At 70.4% G+C, this 3,222-nt stretch carries 3 protein-coding genes; all 3 read left to right on the forward strand.

The annotated features are described in order from the left end of the window. A partial coding sequence (locus JHD82_RS28690; RefSeq protein ID WP_199140273.1) for a DUF1508 domain-containing protein occupies positions 1-819 on the forward strand: 819 nt, incomplete at its 5' end. Positions 820-913: 94 nt separating this feature from the next. Then, positions 914-1,627 (forward strand): response regulator transcription factor, encoded by a 714-nt coding sequence (locus JHD82_RS28695; protein ID WP_012207214.1) that lies wholly within the window; start codon positions 914-916, stop codon positions 1,625-1,627. After that, positions 1,624-3,222, forward strand: a 1,599-nt coding sequence (locus JHD82_RS28700; protein ID WP_233174943.1) for a FecR domain-containing protein, incomplete at its 3' end; no start/stop codon positions are given. The genes JHD82_RS28695 and JHD82_RS28700, both read left to right, overlap by 4 nt.

Genomic DNA, 3,222 nt, shown 5'->3' on the forward strand with positions numbered 1-3,222 from the left:
CAGGTCCAGCACATCGAGATGGCGCGCGACATGGCCTCCAGCTTCAACCACATCTACGGCGGCGAGTTCTTCACGCTGCCCGAGGCGCAGGTCGAGGAGAACGTGGCCACGCTGCCCGGCCTGGATGGCCGCAAGATGAGCAAGAGCTACAACAACACCATCGCGCTGTTCTCCTCGCGCGAGCAGCTGCGCAAGCTCATCGGCAGCATCACCACCGACTCGCGCACGCCCGGCGAGCCCAAGGAAGTCGAGGGCTCGGCCCTGTTCCAGATCTACCAGGGCTTTGCCAGCGAAGAGGAAACCGAGGCGCTGCGCCGCCAGTACGCCGAAGGCATTGCCTGGGGCGACGCCAAACAGCAACTGTTCGAGCGCATCGACCGCGAGCTGGCCCCCATGCGCGAGCGCTACGAGCACCTGGTGGCCCACCCTGCCGAGCTGGAGGACATCCTGCAGGCCGGCGCCGCCAAGGCCCGCCGCGAGACCCTGCCCCTGATCCGCGAACTGCGCTCGGCCGTCGGCCTGCGCAGCCTGGCACAGGCGCCCGTGGCCGCCAAGGCCAAGGCCGCCAGGCAGGCCCTGCCCCAGTTCAAGCAATACCGCGAAGCCGACGGCAAGTTCTACTTCAAGCTCGTCGCCGCCGACGGCCAGCTGCTGCTGCAAAGTCTGGGCTTCGACGCCCCCAAGGAAGCCGGCCAGGCCATCGGCCAGCTGCAAAGGGAAGGCGAGGCAGCCCTGTCCGCACTGCAGCCCCGGCTGCAGCCCGCAGACCCCCAGTTGGTGCTGGCCGCCCTGCAGCAACTGCGCGATGCCGCAGAGTAAGGGTAAGCTTCGCTTGAGAAACCGCCTATTTGCGGGCAGTCTTGCCCGCGGGCTCGGCGCCGGGATTGCGGCGCGTGCGTGAAAGGACATTTGGATGCGTATAGCTGCTCTGGACGATGATCCGCTGCAACTGGAGATGCTGCGTCAGGTCGCGCTGGAGACGGGCCACAGCTGCCACACCTACCAGACGGGCTCGGCCCTGCAACTGGAGCTTCGCCGCGAGAGCTTCGACCTGCTGATCGTGGACTGGCACCTCCCGGACATGGAAGGAACGGACCTGGTGCGATGGGCACGTGGCCATGTCAGCCGCGAGCTGCCCATTCTCATCATCACCCACCGCAGCGAAGAGGCCGACATCGTCGAGGGCCTGTCCTGCGGCGCCGACGACTTCATGGTCAAGCCCGTGCGCCATGCCGAGCTGCGCGCGCGCATGGCCGCCCTGTTGCGCCGCGCCTATCCGGTGAACACGCAAAGCGTGCTGGAGTTCGGCCCCTACCGTTTCCTCACCACCACCAACAGCCTGGAAATGCACGGCCAGCCCATCGAGGTGACGCACCGCGAGTACACGCTGGCCCTGACCCTGTTCCAGAACCAGGGCCGGCTGCTGTCGCGCGAGCACCTGCGCGAAGCCGTGTGGGGACACAACGCCGAAGTGCAGTCGCGCTCGCTGGACACGCATATCTCGCGCCTGCGCGCCCTGCTGAACCTGCGCGCCGGACAGCCCTACGCCATCAGTGCCGTGTACGGCTATGGCTATCGCCTCGATGTGCCCGACGCAGCGCTGCAGGCGCTGCAGCAGGCATCATGACCGTACACATGCCTGCCGCCCTGGGCAGGCCCGTATCGCGGGCCTGCATGCTGGCCGCTCTCGGCCTGCTGGGCCTGGGCGGCGCGCAGGCCCAGATCAAACCCGCGGGCCGCAACGGCGACACGATGGCGCACCGGGTCGTCGCCGGCGACACGCTGGAGCAATTGGCGGCCCGCTACCTGGGCGATGCCCGCCAGTGGACCGACCTGCAGCAGCACAACGGCGTGGCCAATCCCTACCGCCTGCGGCCCGGCTCCGTGCTGGAGATCCCCGTGCGCCTGCTGCGCGCCGCCGTCGCCTCCGTGGAATTCGTGCAGGGTGATGCGCGCAGCACGCGCCAGCTGGACCACCTGGCCGATACGCAGGGCGCGGCTGGAGACGATGCGGGCCAGCCCCTGCGCAAGGGACAGACGCTGCAGGAAGGCGAGCGCCTGCAGCTGGCCCCGGACGCATTCGTCGCCGTGCGCCTGGCCGATGGCTCCCTGGTGCGCGTGCAGTCGCAGTCCGATGTGGTGCTGCGCCAGATGCGCCGCAAGGGCCGTGCCGGCAGCCTGCAGTCCGTGCTGGACCTGCGCGAGGGCGGCGTCGAGGCCTCCGTGCCGCCCGAACCCGGCAACGCGCAGCGCCGCTTCGAGATCCGCACGCCCGCTGCATCGACCAGCGTGCGCGGCACCCGCTTCCTGGTCCAGGCCGATGCCGCCGGCAGTACGGCGGCCGCCGTCGATGAAGGCACCGTCGCCGTAGGCTCCGACGCCTCAAGCGCGAACACTGGCGATGCGCTGCTGCACCCGGGCCAGGGCGTGGCCGTGGACGCCAATGGCCGCGTGGGCGAGCCCCGCCCCATGCTGGGTGCGCCCGACATCACGGCGTGGCCCGCGCTGGCGGAAGACGCCAACTGGATCAGCCTGCCCCTGCCCGGCTTGCCGGGCGCCGTGCGTTACCAGCTACAGCTGTCGCGCGATGCCGACATGACCCAGGTGCTGCGCAGCGCCAGCTTCCAGGCCACGGCATCGCCGCTGCGCCTGGCGGGCGTGGAGGACGGCGACTACGTGCTGTCCCTGCGCGGCATCGATGCCCAGGGCATTCCGGGCGCCGCCAGCCGCCGCGCCCTGCGCGTCAAGGCCCATCCCGTGCCGCCGCTGTATGAATCACCGCAGGCCGACGCCACCGTGGGCCTGGGCCGCGCCAGCCTGCAATGCACCCAGGTCGTGGGCGCCGCGCGCTACCGCATCCAGGTCGTCTCTGCCGATGCGCAGGCCGGCTTTGCCGAGCCCGCCATCGATGCACGCGACCTGAACGACTGCACACTGCCCGCCACCACGCTGGCCCGCCTGCCGGCCGGACGCTATCTCTGGCGTGCCGCCAGCATTCGCACGCTGGCCGATGGACAGCCCGACCAGGGCCCGTTTGCCGCAGCCCAGGCCATGCGACTGGCGGCCGTTCCGCCCCAGCCCTCGGCCAGCGCGCTGCAGATGGGCGACGGCCCGGCCGAAGGCAGCCGCCAGATCCGCTGGAGCGGCGAGCCCGGCCAGCGCTACCACGTGATGGTGGCGCGCGACCAGGAGTTCACCGCGCCGCTGGTGGACCTCTGGACC

Origin of the sequence: Delftia sp. ASV31, from assembly GCF_016428765.1 — a bacterium.
Taxonomy (GTDB): Bacteria; Pseudomonadota; Gammaproteobacteria; order Burkholderiales; family Burkholderiaceae_C; genus Comamonas; species Comamonas acidovorans.

Excerpts from the sequence above, each read along its gene's own strand:
- JHD82_RS28695 (WP_012207214.1), top strand. The coding sequence starts at position 914 with ATGCGTATAGCTGCTCTGGACGATGATCCGCTGCAACTGGAGATGCTG.